Source organism: Gemmatimonas aurantiaca, assembly GCF_037190085.1.
Classification (GTDB): Bacteria; Gemmatimonadota; Gemmatimonadetes; order Gemmatimonadales; family Gemmatimonadaceae; genus Gemmatimonas; species Gemmatimonas aurantiaca_A.
Map to the genome: position 1 here is coordinate 453,687 of NZ_JBBCJO010000002.1, position 22,132 is coordinate 475,818.

At 64.8% G+C, this 22,132-nt stretch carries 22 protein-coding genes; 17 read left to right on the top strand and 5 right to left on the bottom strand.

The window, feature by feature from the left end; all coding sequences use genetic code 11:
- The first annotated feature begins 121 nt into the window (after positions 1 to 121).
- The 10 genes from WG208_RS03590 to WG208_RS03635 all read left to right on the top strand — a co-directional run bounded on the left by WG208_RS03590 (position 122) and on the right by WG208_RS03635 (position 8,215).
- A complete protein-coding gene (locus WG208_RS03590) occupies positions 122 to 787 on the top strand; it encodes a helix-turn-helix domain-containing protein (RefSeq protein WP_337169952.1) in 666 nt (221 codons plus the stop codon).
- A complete protein-coding gene (gene sufB, locus WG208_RS03595; protein WP_337169953.1) occupies positions 784 to 2,217 on the top strand; it encodes a Fe-S cluster assembly protein SufB in 1,434 nt (477 codons plus the stop codon). The genes WG208_RS03590 and sufB overlap by 4 nt, the downstream gene beginning before the upstream one ends.
- A 51-nt stretch (positions 2,218 to 2,268) precedes the next feature.
- Positions 2,269 to 3,018 (top strand): Fe-S cluster assembly ATPase SufC, encoded by a 750-nt coding sequence (gene sufC / locus WG208_RS03600; RefSeq protein ID WP_337169954.1) that lies wholly within the window; start codon positions 2,269 to 2,271, stop codon positions 3,016 to 3,018.
- Between the two features lie 2 nt (positions 3,019 to 3,020).
- Positions 3,021 to 4,331 carry a Fe-S cluster assembly protein SufD gene (gene sufD, locus WG208_RS03605; RefSeq protein ID WP_337170016.1) on the top strand — a complete coding sequence of 437 codons (1,311 nt, stop codon included), beginning with the start codon at positions 3,021 to 3,023 and terminating at the stop codon, positions 4,329 to 4,331.
- Between the two features lie 7 nt (positions 4,332 to 4,338).
- On the top strand, positions 4,339 to 4,812 hold the full coding sequence (gene sufU, locus WG208_RS03610; RefSeq protein ID WP_337169955.1) for a Fe-S cluster assembly sulfur transfer protein SufU: 474 nt from the start codon (positions 4,339 to 4,341) through the stop codon (positions 4,810 to 4,812).
- Positions 4,809 to 5,147, top strand: a complete 339-nt coding sequence (locus WG208_RS03615; protein WP_337169956.1) for a Rieske 2Fe-2S domain-containing protein — start codon at positions 4,809 to 4,811, stop codon at positions 5,145 to 5,147. The genes sufU (WG208_RS03610) and WG208_RS03615 overlap by 4 nt, the downstream gene beginning before the upstream one ends.
- An 86-nt stretch (positions 5,148 to 5,233) precedes the next feature.
- Positions 5,234 to 6,481, top strand: a complete 1,248-nt coding sequence (locus WG208_RS03620) for a SufS family cysteine desulfurase (RefSeq protein WP_337169957.1) — start codon at positions 5,234 to 5,236, stop codon at positions 6,479 to 6,481.
- Between the two features lie 9 nt (positions 6,482 to 6,490).
- The gene (sufU, locus tag WG208_RS03625; RefSeq protein WP_337169958.1) at positions 6,491 to 6,940 is read left to right on the top strand and encodes a Fe-S cluster assembly sulfur transfer protein SufU; all 450 of its coding nucleotides are present in this window, start codon (positions 6,491 to 6,493) and stop codon (positions 6,938 to 6,940) included.
- 108 nt (positions 6,941 to 7,048) lie between these two features.
- A complete protein-coding gene (locus WG208_RS03630; RefSeq protein ID WP_337169959.1) occupies positions 7,049 to 7,870 on the top strand; it encodes a carboxypeptidase-like regulatory domain-containing protein in 822 nt (273 codons plus the stop codon).
- Between the two features lie 51 nt (positions 7,871 to 7,921).
- Positions 7,922 to 8,215, top strand: a complete 294-nt coding sequence (locus tag WG208_RS03635) for a YciI family protein (RefSeq protein ID WP_337169960.1) — start codon at positions 7,922 to 7,924, stop codon at positions 8,213 to 8,215.
- A gap of 178 nt (positions 8,216 to 8,393) precedes the next feature.
- On the opposite strand, the gene WG208_RS03640 is transcribed toward WG208_RS03635, so the two are convergent.
- Positions 8,394 to 10,517 (bottom strand): M28 family peptidase, encoded by a 2,124-nt coding sequence (locus tag WG208_RS03640; protein ID WP_337169961.1) that lies wholly within the window; start codon positions 10,515 to 10,517, stop codon positions 8,394 to 8,396.
- Positions 10,518 to 10,574: 57 nt separating this feature from the next.
- Positions 10,575 to 11,894 carry a phosphodiester glycosidase family protein gene (locus WG208_RS03645; RefSeq protein ID WP_337169962.1) on the bottom strand — a complete coding sequence of 440 codons (1,320 nt, stop codon included), beginning with the start codon at positions 11,892 to 11,894 and terminating at the stop codon, positions 10,575 to 10,577.
- A gap of 81 nt (positions 11,895 to 11,975) precedes the next feature.
- On the opposite strand from WG208_RS03645, the gene WG208_RS03650 reads away from it, so the two are divergent.
- The 7 genes from WG208_RS03650 (at position 11,976) to WG208_RS03680 (ending at position 18,279) form a co-directional block, all read left to right on the top strand.
- Complete coding sequence (locus WG208_RS03650; RefSeq protein ID WP_337169963.1) at positions 11,976 to 12,518, top strand: VTT domain-containing protein; 543 nt, start codon at positions 11,976 to 11,978, stop codon at positions 12,516 to 12,518.
- A gap of 49 nt (positions 12,519 to 12,567) precedes the next feature.
- Positions 12,568 to 13,194: an HD domain-containing protein gene (locus WG208_RS03655; RefSeq protein ID WP_337169964.1), complete on the top strand. Its 627-nt coding sequence runs from the start codon at positions 12,568 to 12,570 to the stop codon at positions 13,192 to 13,194.
- Positions 13,191 to 14,414: a tRNA guanosine(34) transglycosylase Tgt gene (locus WG208_RS03660; RefSeq protein ID WP_337169965.1), complete on the top strand. Its 1,224-nt coding sequence runs from the start codon at positions 13,191 to 13,193 to the stop codon at positions 14,412 to 14,414. Before WG208_RS03655 ends, WG208_RS03660 begins: the two co-directional genes overlap by 4 nt.
- Before the next feature lie 122 nt (positions 14,415 to 14,536).
- A complete protein-coding gene (locus WG208_RS03665) occupies positions 14,537 to 15,526 on the top strand; it encodes a hypothetical protein (RefSeq protein WP_337169966.1) in 990 nt (329 codons plus the stop codon).
- A gap of 63 nt (positions 15,527 to 15,589) precedes the next feature.
- Positions 15,590 to 16,609: a carboxypeptidase regulatory-like domain-containing protein gene (locus WG208_RS03670; protein WP_337169967.1), complete on the top strand. Its 1,020-nt coding sequence runs from the start codon at positions 15,590 to 15,592 to the stop codon at positions 16,607 to 16,609.
- Positions 16,610 to 16,849: 240 nt separating this feature from the next.
- Complete coding sequence (locus WG208_RS03675; RefSeq protein WP_337169968.1) at positions 16,850 to 17,230, top strand: hypothetical protein; 381 nt, start codon at positions 16,850 to 16,852, stop codon at positions 17,228 to 17,230.
- Between the two features lie 230 nt (positions 17,231 to 17,460).
- On the top strand, positions 17,461 to 18,279 hold the full coding sequence (locus tag WG208_RS03680; RefSeq protein WP_337169969.1) for a PEP-CTERM sorting domain-containing protein: 819 nt from the start codon (positions 17,461 to 17,463) through the stop codon (positions 18,277 to 18,279).
- 119 nt (positions 18,280 to 18,398) lie between these two features.
- Here the strand turns inward: WG208_RS03680 and WG208_RS03685 are convergent, their stop codons facing one another.
- From WG208_RS03685 to WG208_RS03695, 3 genes are all read right to left on the bottom strand, one after another.
- Positions 18,399 to 18,971, bottom strand: coding sequence for a hypothetical protein (locus tag WG208_RS03685; RefSeq protein ID WP_337169970.1), 573 nt, complete (start codon positions 18,969 to 18,971; stop codon positions 18,399 to 18,401).
- 137 nt (positions 18,972 to 19,108) lie between these two features.
- A complete protein-coding gene (locus WG208_RS03690) occupies positions 19,109 to 19,453 on the bottom strand; it encodes a hypothetical protein (protein ID WP_337169971.1) in 345 nt (114 codons plus the stop codon).
- A 23-nt stretch (positions 19,454 to 19,476) separates the two neighbouring features.
- Complete coding sequence (locus tag WG208_RS03695; protein WP_337169972.1) at positions 19,477 to 22,005, bottom strand: penicillin acylase family protein; 2,529 nt, start codon at positions 22,003 to 22,005, stop codon at positions 19,477 to 19,479.
- Between the last annotated feature and the right edge of the window lie 127 nt (positions 22,006 to 22,132).

The window sequence follows — 22,132 nt, forward strand, 5'->3', positions numbered from 1 at the left end:
ATTCGCAGATCCTGTCACACACGCCCGCGCAAAGCAAGTGTGATCTGGATCTCACATGGATCTCACATAATTCGTGAACAGTTTCGTTGACGTATAAAAGTCGTCGGGTATATTCCGACGAATGGAGGATGTCGTTGGCGCTCTGGGCGGATTTCGCGGCGTACGGGCCGATTTGCTGGTTGCACTGAAGAAGTCGCAGCCACTGACGGCGCACGAGCTGGGCGAACAGTTCGGACTGACGGCCAACGCTCTGCGCCGGCATCTCAAGGCGCTCGAAGAGGACGGGCTGGTGCGATATCGCCGCGAGGTCCGCGGTGTGGGTGCCCCCGTGTTCGCGTATTCGCTGACGCCGGCCGGCGAGGCCCTTTTTCCCCGCAGCTATCTCAAGGTGCTGGCGACGGCGCTCGACGCCCTGCGCGCCCAGGCCGGAGATGCGGGAGTGGAAGCGGTGCTCGAAGCCGACTGGATGCGGCTGGCCGACGAAGCGGCGCCGGTGCTGGAGTCGCTTCCGCTCCACGAACGGATCGCCCTCGTGGCCGAGTTGCTGACGGCCAAGGGCTACATGGCCGAACCGGTCACCACGCCCACGCTCACGCTGCGCATTCACAACTGCGCCATGCGCGAGATCGCGGAACGGTTTCCGGAAGCGTGTGCCGTGGAAGCGCGGTTCGTGGAGCGGCTGCTCGGCGTGCCGCTCGTGCGCAGTGCGCATCGGCGCGACGGCTGCGGTCACTGTGAGTACGGTGTGTCAGGTCACCTTTTGGCGGTGCAACAGGAGCAGGCATGAGTTCGACCATCGAGTCGCTCGTCAATCGCGAGTATCAATACGGTTTCACGACGGACATCGAGGCGGACACGCTGCCGCCCGGGTTGACCGAAGACACGGTGCGCTTCATCTCGGGGAAGAAGCACGAGCCCGAGTGGCTGCTCGACTGGCGCCTGAAGGCGTTCCGTCGCTGGCAGACGATGACGGAGCCCCACTGGGCCAACCTGCACTATCCGCCCATCGACTATCAGGCCGCGTCGTACTACAGCGCGCCCAAGTCGGTCAAGCCGCTGGCGTCGCTCGACGAAGTCGACCCGACGCTGCTCGAGACGTACAACAAGCTCGGCATCTCGCTCACGGAGCAGAAGCGCCTGTCGGGCGTGGCCGTGGATGCCGTGTTCGACTCGGTCTCGGTGGGCACGACCTACAAGGAGGAGCTGGCGAAGTACGGCATCGTCTTCATGTCGTTTGGTGAAGCGGTGCGCGAGCATCCGGAACTCGTGAAGAAGTACCTGGGCTCCGTGGTGCCGTACAGCGACAACTTCTTCTCGGCGCTCAACAGCGCGGTCTTCTCCGACGGCTCCTTCTGCTACATCCCGAAGGGCGTGCGCTGCCCCATGGAACTCTCCACGTACTTCCGCATCAACGCCGCGGAGACGGGCCAGTTCGAACGCACGCTCATCGTGGCCGACGAAGGCGCGTACGTGAGCTATCTGGAAGGTTGCACCGCGCCCAAGCGCGACACCAACCAGTTGCATGCGGCCGTGGTGGAGATCGTCGCGCTCGACAACGCGACGGTGAAGTACAGCACCGTGCAGAACTGGTACGCCGGTGACGAGAACGGCGTGGGCGGCATCTACAACTTCGTCACCAAGCGCGGCAAGGCGTACACCAACGCCAAGATCTCGTGGACGCAGGTGGAGACCGGCTCGGCCATCACCTGGAAGTACCCGAGCGTGATCCTGCAGGGTGACAACAGCGTGGGCGAGTTCTACTCGGTGGCCGTGGCCAGCAAGAGGCAGCAGGCCGACACCGGCACGAAGATGATCCACATCGGCCGCAACACGAAGTCGACGATCGTCTCCAAGGGCATCAGCGCCATGCAGGGGCAGAACAGCTACCGCGGCAAGGTGCAGATCCTTCCCAAGGCCGAGGGCGCACGCAACTACACGCAGTGCGATTCGATGCTCGTGGGCAATCAGTGCGGCGCGCACACCTTCCCCTACGTGGAAGTGGGCAACAACAGCGCGACGCTGGAACACGAGGCGTCCACATCGAAGATCGGCGAGGATCAGATCTTCTATCTCAAGGCGCGTGGTCTCGACGCCGAGCAGGCCGTGTCGATGATCGTGAGTGGGTTCTGCAAGGAAGTGTTCAAGGAGCTGCCCATGGAGTTCGCGCTCGAAGCGCAGCAGCTCCTCGGCATCACGCTGGAAGGGTCGGTGGGCTGAGGCCCATCCGTCCCCGTCATCCGTTTCTGTTCACACATCGCTTCGACATATATGCTGCAGATCACCGACCTTCATGCCGCGATCGACGGCAAGCCGATCCTCAAGGGCATCACGCTCACCGTGAACGCCGGCGAGGTGCATGCCGTGATGGGCCCCAACGGTTCGGGCAAGAGCACGCTGGCGCAGGTCCTGGCCGGCCACCCGGCGTACGAGATCACCGGCGGTGAAGTGCTCTACAAGGGCGAGAATCTCCTCGAGATGGATCCCGAAGTGCGCGCCCAGCGTGGCGTGTTCCTCGCCTTCCAGTATCCCGTGGAGATTCCCGGTGTGACCAACGCGTACTTCCTGCGCGCGGCGTACAACGAGATCCGCAAGGCGCACGGCCTCGACGAAGTCGACCCGATGGAGTTTCTCGACTTCGTGGAGGAGAAGCTGAAGCTGGTGGACATGGATGCGTCCATGCTCAACCGCTCGGTGAACGCCGGTTTCTCCGGCGGCGAGAAGAAGCGCAACGAGATCCTGCAGATGGCGGTGCTGCAGCCCACACTGGCCATTCTCGACGAAACCGATTCGGGTCTCGACATCGACGCGCTGCGCATCGTGGCCGAGGGCGTGAACGCGCTCCGGCGTCCGGACAATGCGACGATCGTCGTGACGCACTATCAGCGTCTGCTCAATTACATCGTGCCCGACTACGTGCACGTGCTGGCCGGAGGCCGCATCATCAAGTCGGGCGACAAGTCCCTCGCGCTGGAACTCGAGAACCGCGGCTACGACTGGGTCCTGGAGACGGCGGCGTGAGCATGGGGCTTCGATTCGCCGAGCAGGCCGTGGCGGCGTCGGTGGTCGACGCGCCCGGCACGCTCAAGGCGTTGCGGACGGCGGGCGCGGACGCGTTCAAGTTGCTGGGGTTCCCCACCACGCGTGAGGAGGACTGGCATTACACGAACGTGTCGGCGATCGCGTCGGCGCAGTTCGAGGTGGCGATGGACCGGGCACCGGTCGGTGCCGTGCAGGCCGCCACGCTGGCGCCATACACGTTCGGTGGCACGTGGCCGCTGATCGTGTTCGTGAATGGCCGGTTCGACGCGGCGCTGTCGTCGCTCGATGCCCTGCCCGAGGGCGTGCGGGTGATGCCCCTGGCCCAGGCGGCCACCGACGAACCCGAGCTGCTGTCGCGGTTCCTGGGCACCGCCGTCACGCCCTCGCGCGATGGCTTCTCGGCGCTCAATGCGGCGTTCGCGGGTGAAGGGATGCTCGTGCACGTCGCGAAGGAGATGGTCAGCGAGACCCCCGTGCACATTCTGCACCTGGTCAACGCGGCCGGCGCCAATGTCATGAGTCATCCGCGGCATCTGCTGATCACCGAACGCCACGCCAAGGCGTCGGTGGTGGAGAGTTACATCGGGCTGGCCGACGTGCCCTACTTCACGAACGCCGCGGTGGAAGCGTTCGTGGAGGACGGCGCCACACTGCAGCTCGTGCGCATCCAGCGCGAGTCCCGCTCGGCGCAGCACGTGAGCACGGTGGAAGCCCGGCAGGGACGCGACAGCCACTTCATCGCGTTCACGTTCCAGACCGGCGCCTCGCTGTCGCGCAGCAACGTGTACACGGTGCTGGCCGGCGACGGCTGCGGCTGCACGATCAACGGTCTCTACATGCTCGACGGGCAGCAGCACGGCGATCATCAGACGCGTGTGGAGCACGTGGCGCCCAACTGCTTCAGTCGTGAACAGTACAAGGGATTGCTCGACGAGCGTTCGCATGGGGTGTTCAACGGCAAGGTGTACGTGCACCCCGAAGCGCAGAAGACCGACGGCAAGCAGACCAACAACACGCTGCTGCTGTCGCAGGACGCCCAGATCGACACGAAGCCGCAGCTCGAGATCTTTGCCGACGACGTGAAGTGCACGCACGGGGCCACCGTGGGCCGCATCGACGAAACCGCGCTGTTCTATCTCAAGAGCCGCGGCGTGAGTGCGCCCCTGGCGCGCCAGCTGCTGATGTACGCCTTCGCGGCGGACGTGCTGGAGACGATCGATTCGCCGGTCATCGTGGAAGCGCTCGAAACCCTGACGCTCGAGCGGTTCACGGGCGAGGGGCAGCCGGGCTGAGGTCCCCATGAGCGATCTGCAGGAGCTGTATCAGTCGGTCATCCTCGACCACAATCGCAAGCCGCGCAATTTCGGCGAACTGCCGGAGGCCAATCGTGAGGCCGACGGCAAGAATCCGTTGTGCGGCGACGAGGTGCACGTGGCCCTGGTGGTCGAAGACGATGTCATCCGCGATGTGAAGTTCACGGGTCACGGGTGCGCGATCTCGAAAGCCTCGGCGTCGCTCATGACCGCGGCGGTGAAAGGCAAGTCCCGCGCCGAGGCGGAGGCGCTGTTCCAGCGCTTTCACGCCCTGGTGCTGGGGCAGGACGAAAAGGGCGGCAAGGATCTCGGACAGCTCGTGGTGTTTTCGGGGGTGTCGCGTTTTCCGGTGCGCGTGAAGTGTGCGTCGCTGGCGTGGCACACGCTCAAGGCCGCGCTGGAGCGCACCCAGGGCGTGTCGGTGGATGTCGCTTCGCCAGCGGCGATCAGCACCGAGTGAATCACGAAACGACTCCTCTGTTCGTCCGCGCGGCGCATGTGGACGAGGTGGAGTCGGCGTTTCCGCTGGGTGTGGTGCTCGCCGACGGACGTCGGGTGTGTCTCGTGCGTGACGGCGAAACGATTCATGCCGTGGAGGATCGCTGTCCGCACCGGGACTTCGCGCTGTCGGGCGGCGATCTCGTGTCGCCCTGTGTACTCGAATGTCCGTGGCATGGAGCCCGTTTCGATATCCGCACCGGTGCGGTGCTGCAGGGGCCGGCCACCGATGCCATCATGACCTTCGACGTGCGTGTGACCGACGGCATCGTGCTGGTGGGTCCCTGTCGTTCGTGAAGTGTCATGACGCTTCGGGGCGCGCCACGAAGCCTCATGAAGCAACCTTGAAGGACCACGAAGGACCAACAGGAGTCGGATCACTGATGGATTCGCACACGCGTTCGTCGATGCTCTCCCCGCTGGCGCCCCGCGCGGACTTTCCGCTGCTCGCCGGCAATCCGGGACTGCACTATCTCGATTCGGCCGCCACCTCGCAGAAGCCCGCGGCGGTGCTCGACGCGTTGCGCGGGTTCTACGAAACGGCCAACGCCAATCCGCACCGTGGTGCGTATGCGTTGTCGGCCCGGGCCACCGAGATCTATCACGAAGCGCGTACCACCATCGCGCGATTCGTGGGCATGGCCGACAGCGACTGTCTGATCTTCACGCGTGGCACCACCGAAGCCATGAATCTCGTGGCCTCGAGCTGGGGGCGCGCCAACGTGCAGGCCGGTGACGAAGTGGTCGTCACCGCACTCGAGCACCACGCCAACTTCGTGCCCTGGCAGCAGCTTGCGCTGGCCAGCGGTGCCACGCTGCGCATCGTCGAACTGACACCCGACCAGACCATCGATCTCGATCACCTGCGATCGGTGGTGAACCACCGCACCAAGGTGGTGGCGATCACGCACGTCTCCAACGCCGTGGGAGCCATCACGCCCATCGAGGAAGCGGTGCACATCGTGCGGTCGCGCTCGAGTGCGGTGATCGTCGTGGACGGTGCCCAGGCCGTGCCACATCTGCCGGTGCATTTCGACGCACTGGACGTCGACTTCTACGCCTTCAGCGGACACAAACTGCTGGGCCCCATGGGGAGCGGTTGCCTGCTGGGCCGGCGCGCACTGCTGGAAGCCATGCCGCCGTACCAGTACGGCGGCGACATGATCGAGTGGGTGCGCGACACCGACAGCACGTGGAATGTGCTACCGCACAAGTTCGAAGCTGGCACGCCCAATGCCGCCGATGCAGTGGGCCTCGCGGCCGCCGTGCAGTATCTCGGGCGGCTCGGCATGGCCAACGTGCGTGCGCACGAACTGGCATTGCTGGAGCGGGCCGAGGCGAAGCTGTCGGCCCTGCCCGGTATCACGGTGTACGGACCGCAGGCCGCGCAACGCAGCGGAGTGGTGAGTTTCTCCATGCCCGATATCCACCCGCACGATCTGGCGACCATTCTCGATCAGCACGGCGTGTGCATCCGCGCGGGACACCACTGCGCGCAGCCGCTGATGCGGCGCCTGGGGGTGAGCGCCACGGCGCGCGCGTCGTTCTACGTGTACAGCGACGAGTCGGATGTGGATGCGCTGGTGAGCGCGCTGACGGAGGCGCAGTCGCTGTTTTCGGCGGTGAGCTGAGGGAGAGCCATGGGTAGTTCCGCCGCTCTCACCGCGATGTACCAGGACGCCCTCCTGGCGCATCACCGGGCGCCGCACAATCGCCGCGAGATGCCCGGGGCCACGGCCTCGGCGGCACTCAAAAATCCGGTCTGCGGCGACGAGATCCGGGTGTTCGTGCGCGTGGAGCAGGACCGTCTGCTGGAGGTGTCGTTCACCGGGCGCGGATGTTCGGTGGCCACGGCGTCGGCGTCGATGATGACCGATGTCGTGACCGGTCTTCCCGTGCCCGAGGTGCTCGACATCGCGCTGTCGCTCGAGCGCATGCTGGTGTCGCCCGATCAGGACGTGGTATTGCCTGCCGCCCTGGCGCCGCTGCGAGCCGTAGCGCCGTTTCCCGGCCGTCATGGCTGCGTACGCATGGCCTGGCAGGCATTGCGGGATGCGTTGCAGGACACGCCGCAACAGACGCCGGAATAGCGCGGCAGGAGCGCCGGGATCACCCGGCGCGACGCTTGCCAATCGTTTCCCGGCGGATATGATCTGCGGGTTGCCGTTCCGGCAATGCCCTACCTCCCGGCGAATCCAATGCGTGCGCGCCGCAACCTCCTGATACTCCTCGGTGTCGTCTGCCTGACCGTGCTGGGTCTTCGGCCGCTCGTCGCACAGGGCGTGACCGGGCCGGCATTTGTCCTCGGTTCGTTGCGCGCCGATTCGACCAACGCGCCGATCGTGGGCGCGGAGCTCGTGCTCACCAGCGTCGGGCGCACCACACGAACAGACTCTGCCGGCGCCTTCGGGTTCCGCGAGCTGCCAGCGGGGCGACACCGGATGATCGTGCGGGCGGTGGGCTTTCAGTCCATCACGGTCAACGTGGACGTGCCATCGGATGGCGTCGATGACGTGCACATGACGCTCAAGCGCGCGGCGACGGAACTGGAAAAGGTGGACGTCAGGGCGACTGGCGGCCTCACGACCTTCATGTTGAACGGCTTCGAGGAGCGGCGAAAGCTCGGCGCGGGCCGGTTCCTCGACTCCACCGTCCTGGCCGATGCCGATCCGAAACGATGGGCCAGTGTGGTCCTGGAGCGGATTCCCGGCATCCGTCTGATGGCCTACAGCGGACATCGTTCGTTCGCGAGCACGCGGGGACAGATCTCCTTCGACAATGTTCCCTCGGGGGATGCCGCCGATCGCAGCCAGGGCGCTCCGAAAGCGTGCTACATCCAGATCATCGTGGACGGCATCCAGCGTTACGGCAGCCGCATGGGTGAGCCTCTGCTCGACGTCAACAACATGGAAGGCCCGTTCGTGGCGGCAGAGTACTACACGACCTCGCAGACACCACTGCAGTTCAATCGCGGCGGGAATGCGCCATGTGGCACGCTGGTGCTGTGGAGAGGGCGATGACGTTGCCACGTCGACGTTGACGCTGGGCGACGGACCGATTCGATTGCACACATGTACGCACTCGCCCTCATCCGCTATCGCCGCCCGTTCGAAGAGGTGGCGCCGCACGTCGACGAACACCGCGCGTATCTGCGCGACCTGAAAGCCCAGGGGCTGCTCATCGCCTCCGGTCCGTTCGATCCCCGCTCCGGCGGGGGATTGCTGCTGCGCGTTCCCGACGACGATGTGCATGGCACCCTCGATCGTATCCGGAACGGCGATCCGTTCACCCGGCATTCCGTGGCCCAATACGAGATGCTGCCGTGGGCGCCGGTGATCGGAAAGGAAGACCTCGATCGGCTGTAGACGGCAAACGACAGCAACTGCTTTGCCGCGGATTACGCGGATGGGGCGGAAACTACACGGATACTGCACGGACAAGACTTTGGGTGAGCACGAACCCTATCATTTTCCGTTGTTCATCCGTGCGGTTTCCGCCCCATCCGCGTAATCCGCGGCAAAGCAGTTGCTGTTTGGTGCGGTCTTACTTCTTGACCGGCACGAGCCGGATCTGCCCCTGCGCTTCACGCACGCGCAGCACGGCCATCACCTCTTCCATCGGCAGCGGCGTGAACTCGCCACTCAGGAAGTCGCGCAGTTCGAGTGCGGTGATGCCTTTGCGGAAGAGCAGCGACAGTTCGGCGTTGAACTCGTCGGGAAGCTGCGGGCCACCGGCACCGCCCACGCCACGCGCACCACCGCCCGGACCACCGGGGCCGCCAGGACCACCCGCGGCCGGTGCATTGGCCGCCGTCGGGAGTTCCACGCGCAGCAGCGCCGCTTCCTTTTCCGCGGCACTGAGCACCGGTTCCGCCGCCGTCACATTGCGCTGCGTCGCCTGTAACTGATAGACGGCCTTCACCTCGTTGAGCAGCGACGTGGCACGCTGGTCGAGGAGCGGCAGGAAACCGGCCACCCGCTTCGCGCCGAGCGTGGTGTCCGTCCACAACACGGCCGCGGAACGGAGCACCGCCTTCTCGATGTTCGTCTGATGACGAATCGCGTTGCGCGCTTCGGCGTACGCGCGCGTGAGACCCGTGCCGTCCTTCGCATCGGCCATGTACCCGAGTCCCTTCACATGGCTTTCTCCCATGCGTCCGAGTCCACGACCCAGGTTCTCCTGCGTGATGCGTGCGGCCATGTCGTCGGTGCCCACACTCAACACGCTCAGTGAGCCGAGACCGACTGCCGCGGCCCGCTTGTACTGCGTGGGATCCTGCTTGTCAGGTGTGTCTTCGGTCGAGTGGTACCACATGTCCGGCCAGGTGATGAACATGACCGCCGGCACGCCGTTGCTCATGTAGGCCACGTGGTCGCTGGACCCGTAGTGCTTGTCGATCTTGATGTAGAACGCATCCTTGCTGCCACGCGCCGATTCCACCGGCTGCGTGGGTGCGTACCCCGAGAGCGACCGACGGAAACGCACCCGCTCGCGCGAGACGTCGGCGATGTATTCCATCATGCTCTGCGCGATGTCGTTCAGATACGACGGGAACGTGTCCGGCGTGCGCTGCAGCACCCAGAAGCTGCGGCTCATCGCGACCCGGAGCCCTTCCATGTCGAAGTTGAGCGTGCCGATGATGGTCTTGCGCTTGTCGGGATTGGCCTGGAAGAAGGCGTTGGTACCCTGGATCTCCGGCACGAACAGGAAGTTGATGGTGCGCTTGGGACGCGGCAGCTTCCCTTCGTTGATCAGCTTGATGTAGGCACGGCCGATTTCGAGGATGAGCGCGCACCCGGAATTGTCGTCGTTCGCGCCCTGCTTGATGACACCTTCGTACAGGTGACCACTGATGGCCACTTCCTGCGTGGTGCTGCCATCACCGGGGATCTGCGCCCACACGTATTCCGCCTTCATGGGCACCTGTTCGCTCTTCACGATGGAGCGAATGGTGATCTTCTCGCCGCGCGTGATGAGCGCAGAGAGATTGCGCTGCACTTCGGGCGTGACCGACCAGGCCACCGTGCCCGGCTGCGCCTGCACCGTGCTGCTCACGATCTGATTGGGGAAGTCGACCGAGCGCTGGTACCCGATGGCGCTGACGGCCAGCACACCGATGGCACCACGCAGCATCGCCAGCGAGTACACCGCGCCCGTCGCGCCCGACGACAGCACGAACTTGCCCTTGACGTCCTTGCCTTCGAAGTCCTGCGCGCGACCCGGGCCCACGTCGATCAGTTCGGCCGTGAAATCGCCGTTCGCGTTGAGCGAAGCCAGCGACAACGCGAGGTCGTGGATATCGAACAGCTTGGTGAGCTTGGGCGTGGTCATCCACAGCTCGCCCTGTGTGGGCTGCCATGCCGTACCACCCTGCTGATACACCACGGTCTTCACGTTGCTGAAACCGTAGTCCCTCGCGAACTGTTCGATGACCCGGCTTTCGCGGAACGGTTCCTTGTATTCCGAAGGTGGCCGCACGCGCTGATAGGGCACGAGTTCGAGCAGGTGGTGCATGGCCCGTTCGCCGGACACCTCGTTGATGATCGCGGTCATCTGCTCCTGCGTGAGCAGCGTGCGATCCTCGCGTTCCTGCGCGGACAACGTCGACGCGGAGAACGCCGGGGTGGCAACCATGGCGGCCAGGAGGAGGGCGCCGAGGGATTTCATGGGGAGAGGGATGGGAGGTGAAACGTCGTTGACCCTGAACAATAGTCGAACGCTCCGTCAGTGGACGGCACACGTCGCGGTGACCGCCAGCGCATTGGCAACCGATCGTTCACCCCCGGCATCGGAGGGGCGATTCACGACACGCAGGGTGTCCTTCGTGGTCCCGTTCACGGTGTCGGTGCCGGACTGACGGATCACCATCGCGGAAGAACCTCCGCCATCGAGGTTGAGCGCTTTTGTCGCGCCCACCGCCTGCAGCAGTTCGGCGGTCTGTCGCAGCGTCATCCCCATGCTGCGCCCCTGCTGACGCCCGTCGATGACCGCCAGCCACAGACGGCGTCCGCTGCGATCGATTCCCACCGCGGTGCGCGGATTGAGCGCGCGAAAGCCGTCGTTGCCTTCGGTGTCCACATCACGGACGATCGTGCTGTCCACCAGCAGGATGGGGCGCCCACCCACGGCATTGCGCACGTCGATGGTTGCATTGCCGCCCGCCGAACGCAGCGCGAGGCCGATCTGCACCGTGGCGGTATCGCCGTCCCGCGGAGCAGAGCCGGTGGCAGCTGTGGACGGCACATGCAACAACAGCGTGTCACCGTGGACCACCTGCCCTCCCGGACCACGATCGGAGACAGGCACCTGACGCACGAGATACCGCGCGCCGCTTGCCGGGCTGTCGGCGCCCAGTGGCACGAGCCGATACACCAGCGTCGATCGCATCGTGGAATCGAAGGGTATGCCCCACGCCGCGTCGACGATGCCGGCCGTTCGGGCACTCGGCCGGTTCCACGCCGTCAACAGCATGGTCCCGTGCGCCGTGGTCACCCGGCCGCGTGCCACGAGCGTGTCGATGTGGACACGCCCTTCCTGGTCACTCCACACCACGGGATTGGGGCCCGGTCCGGCGATGAGATGCCCCTGCCCGATGTGCAGGTTGGTGGGCACACCCGGCGGCGCGAAGAGAAAGAAATCGGCGTTGACGGCGGCGATGGCCCGTGACGATGGCGGCAACGTGCCCAGCAGCGCCGACGTGGTGTTGCGCCCCGGAGCAATGGCCGCGCCCTTCACGGCCTGGATATCGAAGCAGGGACGCGCTTCGACTTCGAGCACCCAGGCACGCCACGGCGCGCGCAGATTGACGATGGTGTGCAGTGTGGCGATGGGCGCGATCCGCTCGCTGTGGACGGAATCGGCGAACGCGGCCGGCAGCACCAGCGGGGCCGGTGCCGCCGTCGTGGCTGCCGATGTGATTGCCGCACCGGCAATACCCGCTCCCGTGCGACAGCCGACAATCACTCCCGACATCGCGCAGAGTGTCGACAGGGACACCACACGCCGGACACCGGGACGGCATACCGAGTGGCGCATCGATGACATGGACGGATATGAATCGTTGAGGGAACGTTCCGGGAATTTCAGAGGCGTTTCAGGGAATATGCCGTCTGCTATCTTGTCCGGATGCCCCAGGCCCCGCCATTCATCACGCGATTCCTGCTCCGCCTCCGGCGGTGGGCCGACGCCGGATGGTCCAACAGCGTCGTTTTCGGGTGGGGGTTGCTGCAGGGCGGCATCTTTCCGGGGCTCGCCGATCTCTTCTTTCTGCCCCTGGCGCTGGCACGTCCCGAACGGGCCTACCGTCTGGCGCTGGTGGCCACGGCGGGCACGCTCATCGGCAGCGTGGTGCTGTACTGGATCGGCGCCGAGGCGCTGGTGTTGCTCGAAGGGCCGGTGGCCCGTTTCTTCGATTTTTCGCCGGATGTATTCGCCGAGTATCGCACGCGGCTCGCGCAGTACGGCGCGTGGGCGATTTTTGCGAGCACGATGAGTCCGTTGTCCACGAAACTCACCAGTCTGGCTTCCGGCGCCATCGGGGTGCCGTTCGCCGCGTTCACCGGCGCCCTGCTGGCGGGCCGCCTCACGCGCACCTTCGCACTGGCGTGGCTCGTGCGGCATGGTGGCGCCCAGGCCGTCGCGCGATGGACACACGTGCCGCCGGCCTGACCGTACAGCTCTTCGTACAGATCTTCGTACCGCCTTCCGTCCTCTTCCGATGTCCATTCCCGCCGACGAACTGCACGGCATTCTCGATTTTCTGCGCGCCGCCGAATCGCTGAAGCACACGACACGCACCTCGTGGACGTCCACCGGCACACCGGAAACCGTCGCCGCACACACCTGGCGCCTGTGTCTGATGGCATTGGTGCTGGCACCGCGATTCCCTGGCATCGACCTCGGCAAGCTGCTGCGCATCTGTCTCGTGCACGATCTTGGCGAGGCCATCGGCGGCGACATCTCGGCGGTGCTGCAGGAAGGTGCACCAAGCAAGGCGGATCAGGAACGCCGCGATCTGCTGCAACTGGTGGCGCCGCTGCCCGCATCGGCGCAACACGACATGGTGGCCCTGTGGGACGAGTACGAGCAGGCCATGTCGCCGGAAGCGCGTCTCGCCAAGGGGCTCGACAAGCTGGAGACCATTCTGCAGCACAATCAGGGCGTGATGCCGGACGACTTCGATTTCCGGTTCAACCTGCAGTACGGCGCGCGATATACCACGGACGATCCCATTCTCCGTGTGATCCGCGCCGTGCTCGATGAAGAGACGGAGCGGCGGGCGCAGGAGCGATCGCGGGCACTGGAACGAGAGCAGTCGACGGAACACCGGCCGCACGCCCCGTGAGCGGGTTTTTGTTCACGACCCGTCTTGCCGCGGATGCGTCAAACGGGAACGCACGACTGGGCTGGTTCACCACACCACACGGCGCCGTGGAAACGCCGGCCTTCATGCCGGTGGGCACCCATGCCTCGGTGCGCGGTCTTGCGATGCACGAACTGCGCGATGCCGGTGCAAACATGGTGCTGGCCAACGCCTACCATCTCTATCTGCGTCCGGGCGACGAGATGGTGCGGGCACTCGGCGGTGTGCACGCCTTCGCGCGCTGGGATGGGCCCATGCTCACCGACTCTGGTGGGTATCAGGTGTTCTCGCTGTCACGGTATCGCACCGTCACCGAAGACGGTGTAGAGTTCCGCAGCAAACTCGATGGTGCGCGGCATCACTACACCCCCGAACGGGTGATGCAGATCGAGCGCAACATCGGCGCCGACGTGATCATGCAGCTCGACGAACTCATCGCGGGTGGTTCGTCGTACGATGCGTCGCGATCGGCGATGGAGCGCAGCCTCCGGTGGCTGGAGCGGTGTCGTGTGGAATTCGACCGATTGTCGCGCGACGGACGTGCGCCGGTGCGCGCACTCACGGTGCCGGCGGGCGCTCCGCCACTGGCTACGGACGACATCGCGCGCGACATCGTGGCGCCGCCGCAGGCACTCTTCCCCATCGTGCAGGGTGGCACCTGGGCCGACCTCCGACGGGCGTCCATCGATGGCATTCTGCAGGCTGGTGATTGGGTTGGCGTGGCCGTGGGTGGACTCTCGGTGGGTGAAGCCAAGAGTGCGATGTACGAGACATTCGAGGTGTGCTCGCCGCTCCTGCCCGCGGACAAGCCGCGTTACCTGATGGGCGTGGGATTCCCCGACGATCTGCTGGAAGCCGTGGCGCGTGGCATGGATCTGTTCGATTGTGTGGCGCCCACGCGCATGGGACGGCATGGCACCGTCTTCACGCCCGATGGCAAGACGCAGATCCAGAAGAGCAGCAACCGCACCGATCGCCGGCCGCTCACCGAGTCCTGCCCGTGTCCGGCGTGCACGCAGTACGACCGTGCATACCTGCGGCATCTCATGGTCACGGAAGAACCCCTCGGCCCACGTCTCCTGGCGCTGCACAACCTGACGTTTCTGCTGGAGCTCATGCGGGAGACCCGTGACGCGCTGCGTGATGGGCGGTTCGGGTCATGGAGCGCGGAGTGGCTGGCGCGGTATCGGCACGGACGATAGAGCCGGCGGATGACCGGCGCAGATGACAGACACCCGTAGCAGACGCGGATTGCACGCTGACGACGGGGGCGGGCAGTAGAGACGGGTAGCGGGTGTGGTGCCGGCGGTCGCATTTTTGTGGAATGCCTCGTTCTCTTCCCCTCCGATTCACGATCGGCGCGCGCATCGCGCTCGCCTCGGCGCTGACGTTCGCCGCGCTGTTTCCGACGCCATTCGCCCGCCTGGATGCACAACGTGCACAGCAGGTGGTGCGCACCGCCGATCCGGCCAAACGCGGTGTTCCGCTGAGCGCCTTCCCACGATTCGTGAAGCTCACGGACAACGTGTACGGCTACGAGGAAATCCGGCAACCGGGCTTCACCACGGTGAGCCTCGTGGTGATCGGCAAGGATGGTGTGCTCATCGCCGACGGCCAGGGATCGCCGGACGCCACGCAGACCATGGTGGAGAAGATCAGGACACTCACTCCCTTGCCGATCAAGTGGTACATCGTGGGCTCGGATCATGGTGACCACACGGCCGGCAACAGCGTGCTGCCCAAAGGCATCACCTACGTGGTGCACCCCAATTCCCTGGCGCAACTCAAGCGCGACTCGGCGGCGGCCACGGGCGGACGTGTGGTCATCGTCCCACCCAAGGCCATGACCGGCACCGAAGAAACGATCGACGTCGGCACCACGAAGGTGAAGGTGCTGTTCCTGGGCCGCGCACACACCGGCGGCGACCTCATGGTGCAGTTGCCGAAGGAGAAGATCCTCTTCATGAGCGAGGCCTATCTCAATCGGGTGTTTCCGGCCATGCGGTCGGCGTATCCGAGCGAATGGGTGAAGACCATCAACGCCGCACTCGCGTTGAAGAACGTGGACTGGTACATCCCCGGACACGGCTTCATCGAAGACCGCAAAGTGTCGCGCGAGGAGCTCGTGACGTTCCGCGACGCGACGGTGAGCGTGATCAATGAAGTGAAGCGGCTCAAGGCGGCGGGATTGAGCCTCGACGACGCCGTGAAGCAGGCAAAGTGGGGGCCGCTGAGCGAGTGGTTCCTGGCCGATCAGCAGGGGCCGATCGCCGTGCGGCGGGTGTGGGCGGCGTTGGATGGGACGCTGAAGTAGCGTGGTGGGTTATGGGTTCAGGGTTTGGGGGTGAACGGCCGGTGGAGCACCGGGGAGGAAACGATGTGGTCCATGGTGCCGCGTGTCATCGGACTCGCCCTATTTGTCTCGTGCACATCTGCGCTTGCTGGTCAGAGCGCAGAGACCAATGGTATTGTGCGCGGCGAGGTCGTCAGCTCCGTCGATAGTCGACCCGTCGTCGATGCCGAGATCCTCCTCACCATTGGATCCGGCACGCGGATTTCACGAACCGACGAGCGTGGGCAGTTTTCGATCAACAGGGTTCCCGACGGGCGTCATGGCTTGCAGGTGAGACGATTGGGCTATTTGCCCAGCTCGCTCACGGTTGATGTTCAGGACGGAACGGCCTCCGTCACAGTGCGGCTTGCCCCTTCGACGCAGGTCCTGCAGAGCGTCCGGGTCCGGCGTTCGTTCTCGGGCGTTCGCGGTGTCGTAGGAGCGGATTCGACCCTCGAGCCTATTGTTGGGGCACAAGTCGCCATCATGGGCACAAGTGGGCGAGCGAAGACCGACTCAGTCGGAGGGTTTCTCATCGGTATTCGCCCGGGAGCGTACATCGCGCGGATTTCGGCACCAGGTTTCCGACCGTCGCTCCGCAGCATCCTCGTCAGACGGGATACAGTCACCGAGGTGGTGGAGTTGCTGGCGACTGGGCAGAAGGGAAGCTCCATCGTGCTGGAGGCCGCACTGACGGACGCCTATACCAGGCTGAATGCGCGCGGCCCCATGTCGGTCGTGGTTTCGGGTGAAGAGCTGAGACAAACGAAATCCGATGGGCTCGTGGCCGCACTGATGCAGAACCGAACCACGAGCGCAAAAGGGCTCCGACTTGGCCGATCGGTTTGCATCTTCCTGAACGGAAGGCCGATGCCGGACTTGGGCCTGTCCATGTTGAACACTGCGGAGGTCGAGGCACTGGAGGTCTACACCAAGGCATCCGATACGCACGGAGCACTGGGTCAGTTGTGGCCCCCGGGCCGTGAGTGCGGATCGACAGGAGTTGCTTCAAAGCCCGACCCTTCCGTCACCATCGCATGGATCGTCATATGGACCCGACAATGAAGCAGGCCAGGTGGGGACGCCTCAGTGCTTGGTTCCTGGTGAATCAGCCGGGGCCGATCGCCGTGCGGCGGGTGTGCCGGGAGTTGGGATGGACGCTGAAGTAGCATTGTGGGCTCCCGGGAGCGGCCCGGGGAGCCCACAGTCTTGTATTTCAGGTTGGCGTCCTTTAGCGTCAGACGTGTAGCCCAGTCAAAAAGAAACACTTAGAACACCCAAGCCTCCCCCGGACCGGCGTTACCCGTGTCCGGTAATCGTGCGGACGTCCCAGTCGAGGAGTTGCGCAACGCCGTTCGGGAACGGGTTGCGGAAAAGTCCATTCGCGTCGTCGCTCAGGAAACCGGGATGAGCCCGACAGGCTTGTGGCGATTCATCGGCGGTACCTCGCCGTACCTGAAGACGCAGCGACGGCTGCAAGCATGGTACGTGATGGACCGGGCCGAGCGGTCGGAGCTCGAGGTGACCGGGCCGTTGGCGGCTGCGGCGCTCGATATCCTGACAAGGCATTTGCCAGCCGAAATGAGAATGGAGCGTGCTGCTCAATTGCTGAGTCTGCTCGAAGAACAGGGGAAGCCGGTTCCGGCCTGGCTGGCGAGGCTCAGAGAGCACGGCGACGTACCGTAAAAGCAGACGACGGCACGAAACAGAGGTGGAATACCCCTGCTACAGGCTGTAGTTGAGTCGCAACAACAGATCGGTACGGCGTGCCAATGATGGGAGCGCCAACCGGTCTATCTGCCTACCAGTACTGCACATAAAAGATTCCACAATACGGAAATCACCAGGTACGCTTATTGCTGACTGTTCTTTCTGTTTCTTTTTGTTTCCCTCCACCGTTTCGGACTATGCATCCCTTGAGCAAGGCCGCCCTCATCGCCACGGCAACCCTCGGAGCGATCGCGCTTCCGGCGTCTGCCCAGACCGTCACCTACACCCCCGGAACGCAGTACGATGTCGCCGGACTCGGCAACCATGTAGCGACCGGCGCGAGCATGGCCGGGATGCAGGTGACGTATACGACATTCTCGGGTTTCACCGAGACACTGACCTGGGGAGCACTGGGCGGTGGCTATGCAGGCCAGTGCGGCGTGATGTCCTCAGACGGAGGGTACCGGTTCGTTTTGCGCTTTACCTGTCAAGAGGACACCTACTCGTCCTATGCGGGCTACACCTGGCTGCTGAGCTATGCGGGAAAGGACCAGTTCACAGGCGAACAACTGCATGGTGAACTTTCGACTGTCGTGCTCAACGGTGCGTCGAGCCGTACGGTGTTCGATTGTGCGTGGACAGGCAACTCGTGCCAGCAGAATGGCAACACGGCAACCGAGGTTGGCACGTCGGGATCGGACAAGGGCTGGTCAGCCCAGAACGCAGGCTTTGGAAACGAACCAACTTTTACGTACTCGAACATTGTGGGAATCGGCGGAATTGCGCCGGTTGGGGACATCTATGAGCAATTGCTGATCGACTTCACGGGAAGGAATTTCGGTGCAAATGGAAGCACCGCATACGTCTTCTACGTCGACACCGACCACACCGACCCCAACTCACCCATCCCGTCGCCGTGGACGAGCACGCCGCCAACCACGGTTCCCGAACCGAGCACCTATGCGCTCATGGCTTCGGGGCTGGCAGCGATCTTCGGTATCGCCCGACGCAGACGGACGGCCTGAGCATCAAGACCGCCGCGCTGCAGGCGACGACATCATCTGCAGAGCCGGTCCTCAGGGATCGGCTCTGCTCATTTTGAACCCGTGCGTAGTCGCGGACACCTGCTCGATACCCGCCCGACTCAGGCGCCTGCTCGTCTCCCAATCCATTCTCCCACATCGGAATCCACTCGTCCCGTTCGCCGCCAAACGAACGCGGTGAATGCCAATGCAGCGCATACCATCACAAGGAGTATGCGCTGTCGTTGTTTTTCACGGTGCTGGAGATGCTCCCGCGCCTCCTGCATCGCTTCGCGGGCGATGCTTCTGTCCTGCATCAATCGATCCCGCTGCGGCAGTGCGTTCCACAGTGCTTCGGGAGCTGCCTCGCTGAAGGGATTGAGCGAGAAGCCTTCCCATACGAGCGTATCCGATGGATGCTCGATGAAAGGGAGTTCTCCCCACGGCTCTCGTACTGGCGAGAACCGGGCTCTGACTTTTCGCGCCGTGAGGGCTGTGGCGCTGTCTCTCGGAACACCCGCAACGATCAATGCGGACCAATATCCGGAGGCGGCGCTTTGTGCTCCGAACAACGCCTGCTCGATTCGTTGCTCCCGATTCAATCTCAGCCATAGTGCCGTGATCGCCATCGCTCCCGCACCACAGGCGACCAGGTAGCGCAGCCAGTTACGACGACTTCGGTTGCTGTTGATCATTGGACTTTCCGGAAAAGGAGGAGGTCGTGGGTTGGTGGGTTATTTATGGAGACCACCGCGTATCGGAGGCGCGACCCACCACCCGTCTGTTCCCTCCAAACCCAACTCCCCAGAACCCACAACCGCACGGCCCTCCACTACCGCCGCGACACCGCGAGCCCCCGCCCGATCCCCCCCGCAATCCCGCCCGCCTGCAGCGCCGGCAACAACAGCGTCATCGCCATGATGCCCCAGGCAGGCAGCCGGAAGTTGCCGGCGATCATCCCGGCCCAGTGCCATACCGGCGCACCACGCATCGCCGTGGCGCCCAACAACAATGCCGCTGCGACGATGGCCGAGAAGAAACCCACACGGAATGCGCCCGGCCCGCGCACGGCGAGTCCGATCAAGACCCCACCGATCGCGGCGCCCCAGACGCCGAGAAACGCCTGTGCCGCGACCTGCACCAGCAACGCCACGATGAACACCGATCCACTGGGCATGCGAAGATTCCTCCTGTTCGGCGTCAGCGCGTAAGGGTGAGCACTGCGCGCACATCGCTCGCGGGCAGGTCGGTGACGGTGCGCGGGGTGCGCACGCTGTCCAGCGTCCCACTGCTCCACAACGGCAGTCGATCGAGATAGCGGCTGCTCGCCGGGTTGCCGCTCTGTCCGCCGGGATACGTCGCGCGAATCACGGGTTCCTTGCCGAACTCCACCACCATGCGCCAACTGGAGCCGAAGTTCGCGCGTTTGGAGGCCACGGAGGGATTGAGTGTGCCGCGTCCTCCGTCGATGGGCGTGAACGGCGCCGCGAAGCCTTCGAGCTTGAGCAGATGCGTGGGCCGGGCCGGCGAGACCGTGCCCCAGACCCAGGGCTTCTGCGCCGGGTCGCCATACTGCGTGACCAGCGAATCGTACGCCGTGGCCAGCGCCGTGGAGAGCACCACGTCACGATCCTCACGCGCCGAGGGAGTACGCCGATCGTCCCACCAGCCGTTGGTGGAATCGGCGACGAGTTGCAGCAGACGCGATTCGGACGGTGTGGCAACACGCTGCCGCGCACCCGGCGGCGTGAGCTCGTCATAGATCAGCGCCGTCGTGAACGACAGCGCCATCTCGAAGAGACGCGCACCGGTGTTGTCGCGTGTGTATCGGCGGTCCCACTTCGACAGCAACGTTTCGGCGGCTTCCAGCGACGGCGAGCCGGCTCCCGTCGCACGGCGCACTTCGGCGGCGTGCAGGAATGCCGGCACCAGCAGGTCGGCGCGCACGCTGCCGGGATCCGTCTGGAACTGCCGCATGCGATCGGCGGTCATGCTGCTGTCGCCACGCAGCAGACGATTGATCTGCAGCGCGCGCCAGATCTCGTAGTGCGCATCCACGCCGAAGTACAGCGGATCGTACAGCGGGTCGATGGGTTCCTGATTGGCCGAGGCGAGAAAGCCCTGTGCGGGATTCACGCTCTGCGGATACCGATCGACCGGACGGAAACCGATCCAGTCGGTGCGGCGGGTATTGCCCTCACGAATGGCCGTGCCGCGTCCGCTGTCGGCACGGATGGGATACCGCCCGGTGGACCGGATCGCGATGGTGCCGCCCGTATCGGCGACGATCATGTTCTGCGCCGGTGCCTGGTAATACACCGCCATCGAATCGAGAAATGCCGTCGCCGAGGGCGCACGCTGTCCGGCGCGAAAGCCCAGCAATTCGTTGCCGGCTTCGAGCACCGTCCATCGCATCGACAGCCATTCGCGGCCAACCCGCTGCATGGGTCCACGATGCGTGTAGTACACCGTGTCCACACCGATCACCGTGCCCTGCGGGCCACGATACGTCTCGATGCGCGTGTCGACGAAGGGCACGTTCTCGCCATCGAGCTGATAGCGCGTGGGATGTTTTGCATCGTCCACGGTCTCGCGCCAGAAGTCCATGACATCGGCGCCCGTGTTGGTGAAGCTCCACGCGAAGGCGCGTGTATACCCGATCACCACACCCGGCAGACCGGGAATGGTCACACCGCCCACATCCATCACACCGGGCACCACCATGTGCACTTCATACCAGATGCTCGGCAGCGTGAGTTCGAGATGCGGATCACCCGCCAGCAGCGCTCTGCCCGAGGCACTGCGTTGCGGCGCCACCGCCCAGTTGTTGCTGGCGAAGGCGCGTTCCTGCGCGAGCATCGCGCGCTCGTCGGCCGAGGCCCCGATATCGCGCGACCAGCCGAACAGCGTCTGCTCGACGCCGCCGAGTGCGGTCACCAGTCGTGCGGCCGCGGTGTCGGGGGCCCCGGGCGCCGGCAGCGGGGTGAACATCTCGCGCGGTTCGTGCCGCGGGGCGGGCTGGATGGGCTCCTGCACCGGCGAATCGGTGTCGAAGAGTGCATCGGCCGCCGAATCGCCCACGAGCGCGCGCGCCCGCAGCAGATCGAGTTCCACCGGTGCATGCGCCAGCGTGTACCCCATGCGATTGAACAGATGCAGCGTGTGCACCGGCAACCATTCCCGCGGCGTCTTGTTCAACAGCTTGTATTCGGCCGGATACCGCGCCGGCGACAGCGACGCACGCCAGGCGTTGATGCCATCGGCATACGCCTGCAGCAATTGCATCATCTCGCCATTGCGATCGAATGACGCGAGGCGTTGTTCGGCGGCACGCGGCATGCCCAGGCGACGGGTCTCCTGATCGGCCGGCAACGCGACATTGCCCACCAGTTCGGTGAGCGTGCCTTCCCCTGCCCGCGACTGCAATTCGAGCTGGAAGAGCCGGTCCCGCGCCACGACGTACCCCAGCGCTCGCACGGCGTCGAGTTCGGTGGTCGCGAAGATGTGCGGCACGCTGCGCTGGTCGTAGCGCACATCGACCTGCGACCCGAGCGCGGGGATCCGGCCATCGGCGTCGGCGGGAAGATCGTCGGCCGCGTTGGCCCAGAGCCCCACCGACGGGGACAGCACCGAGCCGAGGGGCGGAAGCGGGCCGGCGCCACGTACGCCGATCCAGGTGGCACCCAGTCCAACGGCGAGCGAGGCAACTGCGAGGGCAATCCGGGCCATGCGATCAGGGGGAGATCAGTGGCGGGCGAGGGAAGTGACGACGGCGTCACAAACGCTCCGGGAAGTCACGGCAGCCTCAAGGATCCCGCCGGATCCCCCGGTGTGCAAGTTCTGAGCACGATGGCGT